At 64.9% G+C, this 5655-nt stretch carries 7 protein-coding genes; all 7 read right to left on the bottom strand.

From position 1 onward, the window contains the following. Positions 1-11: 11 nt before the first annotated feature. Positions 12-638 (bottom strand): DNA-3-methyladenine glycosylase, encoded by a 627-nt coding sequence (locus Q0L94_RS07290; protein ID WP_296751873.1) that lies wholly within the window; start codon positions 636-638, stop codon positions 12-14. A gap of 262 nt (positions 639-900) precedes the next feature. After that, positions 901-2352: a ribonuclease G gene (rng, locus tag Q0L94_RS07295; RefSeq protein ID WP_296751876.1), complete on the bottom strand. Its 1452-nt coding sequence runs from the start codon at positions 2350-2352 to the stop codon at positions 901-903. Positions 2353-2368: 16 nt separating this feature from the next. Then, positions 2369-2980: a Maf family protein gene (locus Q0L94_RS07300; protein ID WP_296751879.1), complete on the bottom strand. Its 612-nt coding sequence runs from the start codon at positions 2978-2980 to the stop codon at positions 2369-2371. Positions 2981-2997: 17 nt separating this feature from the next. Continuing rightward, a complete protein-coding gene (rlmH, locus tag Q0L94_RS07305) occupies positions 2998-3468 on the bottom strand; it encodes a 23S rRNA (pseudouridine(1915)-N(3))-methyltransferase RlmH (protein ID WP_296751881.1) in 471 nt (156 codons plus the stop codon). Then, entirely contained in the window at positions 3469-3828 is a 360-nt protein-coding gene (gene rsfS, locus Q0L94_RS07310) for a ribosome silencing factor (protein WP_296751884.1), read from the bottom strand. Next, complete coding sequence (gene nadD / locus Q0L94_RS07315) at positions 3825-4496, bottom strand: nicotinate-nucleotide adenylyltransferase (RefSeq protein WP_296751887.1); 672 nt, start codon at positions 4494-4496, stop codon at positions 3825-3827. Before nadD ends, rsfS begins: the two co-directional genes overlap by 4 nt. A gap of 43 nt (positions 4497-4539) precedes the next feature. Further along, on the bottom strand, positions 4540-5655 hold a 1116-nt coding region (locus tag Q0L94_RS07320; RefSeq protein WP_296751888.1), incomplete at its 5' end, for a glutamate-5-semialdehyde dehydrogenase.

Raw genomic sequence — 5655 nt, forward strand, 5'->3', positions numbered from 1 at the left:
AAAAAACAGGATCAGTACTGCACCACCGCCGGATCGAGACTGCGCCACAGATACCAGGTGGCGACGGTACGCCAGGGCGCGTGGCGTTCGCCGTGCTGGCGCAGGGCCTTGGGGGTGGGCCGCTCGCCGCCGAGATAATGCAGGGCGACGGCCTTTTGCAGGCCGATGTCGTCGACCGGCCAGACGTCGGGGCGGCGCAGGCTGAAGATGAGGAACATCTCGGCGGTCCAGCGACCGATGCCGCGCACGTCGACGAGTTCGGCGATGACGGCCTCGTCTTCCATTTTTTTCCAGCGTGCCGGGGCGATGCGGCCATCGACGAAATGGCCGGCGAGGTCGCGCAGGTATTCGGCTTTGCGGCGCGACAGGCCGCAGGCAGCGAGCGCCTCCAGTTCAAGCGTGACGATGCGCTCCGGGCTGACGGTCTGCGCGTATCCGGCGAAACGCGCCCACACGCTGTCCGCCGCCTTGACCGAAATCTGCTGGCCGACGATGGCACGCGCGAGGGTTTGAAACGGATCACCGCGATTGCCCAGCACGGCATCGGGATAGCGCGCGATGAGTGCGGCCATCACCGGGTCGGCGGCGGCAAGTTCGCTGCAGGCGGTGTGCCAATAGGTGGGTGCGCGGGATTTCATGGAAAATCTTTCATCCGCGAAGGACGCGAAGGAGCGCGAAGGGAAAAACCAGAATCGCTTTCGGTTTTCTTCGCATCTCTTCGCGTCCTTCGCGGATAAAGCCGTTCCGGCTCACAGCAGAATCAGGCAGTTTGCCAGTAGGTGGGAGGGCTGGTTTTCATGAAAAACCTTTCATCCGCGAAGGACGCGAAGGGAAAAACCAGAATCGCTTTCGGTTTTCTTCGCGTCTCTTCGCGTCCTTCGCGGATAAAGCCTTTCCGGCTCACAGCAGGATGATGTCGTACTGCTCTTGCGGATACGTCGTCTCGACCTGCAGCGACACCGGTTTACCGATGAAGTCGATGAGTTGGGCGAGACTGCCGGATTCCTCGTCCAGGAACAGATCGATCACGCTCTGCGCCGCGACGATACGGAATTCGCGCGCGTCGAACTGGCGTGCCTCGCGCAGGATTTCACGCAGGATTTCGTAGCATACGGTCTGCGCGGTCTTGATTTCGCCGCGCCCTCCGCAGGTGGGGCAGGCTTCGCACAATACGTGCGCCAGCGATTCACGGGTCCGTTTGCGCGTCATTTCCACCAGGCCCAGCGCAGAAAAACCGCTGACGGTGGTGCGCGTGGGGTCGCGCGCCAGCACTTTCTTCAGTTCGGTAAGCACCGCTTCCTGGTGCTCGGTATTGTCCATGTCGATGAAGTCGATGATGACGATACCGCCGAGGTTGCGCAGTCGCAGCTGGCGCGCGATGGCCTGTGCCGCTTCGAGGTTGGTCTTGAAGATGGTGTCGTCGAAATTGCGCGCGCCGACGAAGCCGCCGGTGTTGACGTCCACCGTGGTCAGTGCCTCGGTCTGGTCGATGATGAGATAACCGCCCGACTTCAAATCGACACGCCGCCCCAGCGCCTTGGCGATCTCGTCCTCGATGGCGTGCAGTTCGAACAGCGGACGGTCGGCACCGTAATGCTGCAGTTTTTCGACTACGGCCTGGGTGTAGTTCTGCGCGAACTCGGCCATGCGCTGATAGGTTTCGCGCGAATCGATGAGGATGCGGGACGTATCGCGATTGACGAAGTCGCGCAGCACCCGCAGCGACAGGTCGAGATCCTGGTACAGCAGGCACGGCACCGTACAGTTGCCGCGCGACTGGATGCTGCCCCACAGCCGCCGCAGATAGTCGATGTCGGCCTGCATTTCGGCATCTTCCGCCATTTCGGCCATGGTACGCACGATGAAGCCGCCGGTCGCGTCGCTGGGCATCAATTGGTGCAGTTTCTGGCGCAGCTGTTCGCGCTCTTCTTCGCCTTCGATTTTCTGCGAAATGCCGATGTGGGTTTCCTGCGGCAGATACACCAGGTAGCGTCCGGCAAAACTGATCTGCGTGGAAAGCCGCGCCCCCTTGGTGCCGATCGGGTCTTTGATCACCTGCACCATCAGGCTCTGGCCTTCGTGCAGGATCTGCTCGATCTGGCGCTCGGAGTCACTGCCGTGGCGCTCCTCCCAGATGTCGGCCACGTGCAGGAAAGCCGCGCGCTCCAGGCCGATGTCGATGAAGGCCGACTGCATCCCCGGCAGCACGCGTACCACGCGTCCCATGTAAATGTTGCTGACCAGCCCCCGGCACTGCGCACGCTCGATATGCAACTCCTGTACCACGCCCAGGTGCAGCACGGCGACCCGGGTTTCCTGCGGGGTGACATTGACGAGAATTTCTTCGCTCATGGGGTGGCGGATTCGCTCAGACGGCGAGTCCGAAGGCTCTCAATAAAACGGCTGTGTCGTATAACGGCAAACCCATGATGCCGCTGTAGCTGCCGTCGATATGTTCGACGAACGCGCCAGCGCGTCCCTGGATGGCATAGGCGCCGGCCTTGCCGAGGTATTCGCCGGTTTCCAGATAGCGCGCGATGGCGGCGGCATCGAGCGCGGCAAAGCGGACCTGGCTGGAAGACAGGCGCAGCTCCTGCCGGCCTTCATGCTGCACCGCCACCGCGGTGTGTACCTGGTGCTGGCGCCCCGACAGGCGGGCCAGCATGGCTTCGGCCTCGGCGCGGCCGGCCGGCTTGCCGAGGATGGCGCCGTCCAGTTCGACCACCGTGTCCGCGCCCAGAACCGGAAAGCGCAGCAGGTGGCGCGCATCCACCGCGCGCCAGCCGCAGGCCGCTTTTTCGGTAGCCATGCGCTGTACGAAATCGAGTGCGGCTTCGTCGGCGCGCGGCACTTCGACAACGTCCATGCGGCCGGAAACGGCACGCAATGCCAGCACATCGAAGGCAACGCCGATCTGTTTCAGGAGTTCGCGACGCCGCGGCGACTGCGAGGCCAGATAAATCCGTTTGTCAACCAGCATGTTTTCGTTATTCCTCCTCAATCCCGATGATAGGGATGCCCCCTGATGATGCACACCGCCCGATACACCTGCTCGGCCAGCAGCACCCGCGCCAGCGCGTGCGGCAGTGTCAGCTTCGACAGTCCCAGCAACTTGCCGGCACGCGCCTTCACGCTGCCGTCGAGGCCATCCGCCCCGCCGATGACAAATGCCGGGGAAACCCCTTCGGCCATCCAGCCTTGCAACCAGGCAGCCAGTTCGCGCGTCGTCGCCTGCGCGCCGCGTTCGTCGAGCACCACCGGCACGCAGCCGGCGGGCAGCGCCGCAAGGATGCGCTCGGCTTCAAGCTGTCGTGCCCGCACGCCGTCCTCCCCCGCCACCCGATGACCGGGTTTGATCTCGGTCAGCAGCAACGGCAGGTCGGGCGGCATGCGGCGCGCATAGTCGTCGTAGCCCGCGTTGATCCAGCCGGGCATCTTGTGGCCGACGGCGATCAGGTGCAGCTTCACTCAGTGGTCGGATTGAATGTGCCGTGCCCGCGCCGCTTCGCCCGCCCCCCACAGTTCTTCCAGATTGTAATGCGCGCGCGCGGCAGGCAGCATCACATGGACGATGGCGTCGCCGAGATCGAGCAGCACCCAGTCGCCGCTGTCCTCGCCTTCCGTGTTGCCCACGTATTCACCGGCTTCCTTCATCTTGACGCGCACATTGTCGGCAAGCGCGCGCGTTTGGCGGTTGGAGGTGCCGCTGGCGATCACCATGCGCTCGAACAGCGAGGTGAGCTTGCCGGTGTCGAGCACGGTGATGTCCTGCGCCTTGACTTCTTCGAGGGCGCCGACGATCAGCTTGATTTTGTTTTCGATGTTCATGGATAGCGATAGAGTTGGTGTTCGTGAATATAGTCGAGCACGGCATCGGGCAGCAGATAACGCACGCTGCCGTGCCGTGCCAGGGTGTCGCGGATGGCGGTGGCCGAAATGCCCAGCGGCGTCATCTGCCGCAACAGCACCGAGCCGGAAGGACCGCCTACGGCCTGGCGTTGCGAAACTTCGTTTTTCAGCTCTGACGGCATGGCGTCGGACTGCAACAGCCGCGCGCCGGGACGCGCAGCCACGGCGATATGCGCCAGATCGAACAGCCGCCGCCATTCGTGCCAGCTGGTCAGGTCAAGAAAAGCGTCCGCGCCCAACAGCAGCCACAGCGGCTGTTCCGTGTCCAGTTCGGCGCGCAATTCGGTCAGGGTGTCGACGGTGTAGCTCGGACGCGGACTCTGCACTTCGCGCGCATCCACCTCGAAGCGCGGGTTGCCGGCAACCGCCCGGCGCACCATTTCCAGCCGGTGCGCCGCTGCGGTGCGCGGTACGCCGCGGTGCGGCGGCTGCCCGGCCGGGATGAACAGCACCCGCTCGAGGCCGACCGCCTCGGCCATCTCCTCGGCCAGCCGCAGATGGCCGAAATGAATCGGGTCGAAGGTGCCGCCCATCACGCCGATGGCGTGGTGGGAGTGAGGGGCGAGGGGTGAGGGGTGAGGGCTCATGCGTCCGTCCTCACCCCTATCGCCTCACGCCTCACCGTTCTGCTCACCCGCGAACGTGACCATCCCCCAGTACCACCCATTTCTGGCTGGTGAGGCCCTCCAGGCCGACCGGGCCGCGCGCGTGGATCTTGTCGGTGGAAATGCCGATTTCCGCGCCAAGACCGTACTCGAAGCCGTCGGCGAAGCGCGTCGATGCGTTGACCACCACGCTGGCCGAATCGACCTCGCGCAGGAAGCGCCGCGCGCGGCCGTAGTCTTCGGTGACGATGGCGTCGGTGTGCTGCGAACCGTGGGTGTTGATATGCGCCATCGCGGCATCGATACCGTCGACTACCTTGACCGCGATGATGGGGCCGAGGTACTCCTCGAACCAGTCGGCGTCCACTGCGGCCTTCAGCTTGCCCGCCGCAATGCCGGCGCCTTGCAGGATGACCAGCGCCTCCGGGCAGCCGCGCATTTCCACGCCCTTGCCGGCCAGCATGCGGCCGATCTCGGGCAGTGCAGCGGCGGCGACGCCACGCGCGACCAGCAGCGACTCGGTGGTGTTGCAGGTGCCGTAGCGCTGGGTCTTGGCGTTCTCGACAATCTTCAGCGCCTTGGCGAGGTCGGCGCGGTCGTCGACATAGACGTGGCAGTTGCCGTGCAGGTGCTTGATCACCGGCACCCGCGCCTCGCCGGTGATGCGCTCGATCAGCCCCTTGCCGCCGCGCGGCACGATGACGTCGACGTAATCCTTCATGGTGATGAGTTCGCCCACCGCGGCGCGGTCGGTCGTTTCGATCACCTGCACCACCGTGGCGGGCAAGCCGGCGGCCTCCAGCCCTTCGCGTACGCAGGCGGCGACCGCCTGATTGGAGTGCAGCGCCTCGGAGCCGCCGCGCAGGATGGCGGCATTGCCGGATTTCAGGCACAGCCCGGCGGCATCGGCCGTCACGTTGGGGCGCGCCTCGTAGATGATGCCGATGACGCCGAGCGGCACCCGCATCTTGCCGACCTGGATGCCGGAGGGGCGGTACTTGAGGTCGGTGATTTCGCCGACTGGGTCGGGCAAGGCGGCGATCTGCTCCAGGCCTTCGGCCATCCCGGCGACGGCCTTGTCGTTGATCTGCAGGCGGTCGAGCAGCGCGGCGTCGAGCCCGCTGGCGCGCGCCTGCTCCAT

It is taken from the genome of Thiobacillus sp. (assembly GCF_024708915.1).

Coding starts and splice junctions, on each gene's coding strand:
- rng (WP_296751876.1), bottom strand. CDS start 2,352: ATGAGCGAAGAAATTCTCGTCAATGTCACCCCGCAGGAAACCCGGGTC.
- rsfS (WP_296751884.1), bottom strand. CDS start 3,828: ATGAACATCGAAAACAAAATCAAGCTGATCGTCGGCGCCCTCGAAGAA.
- Q0L94_RS07290 (WP_296751873.1), bottom strand. CDS start 638: ATGAAATCCCGCGCACCCACCTATTGGCACACCGCCTGCAGCGAACTT.
- Q0L94_RS07300 (WP_296751879.1), bottom strand. CDS start 2,980: ATGCTGGTTGACAAACGGATTTATCTGGCCTCGCAGTCGCCGCGGCGT.
- nadD (WP_296751887.1), bottom strand. CDS start 4,496: ATGAGCCCTCACCCCTCACCCCTCGCCCCTCACTCCCACCACGCCATC.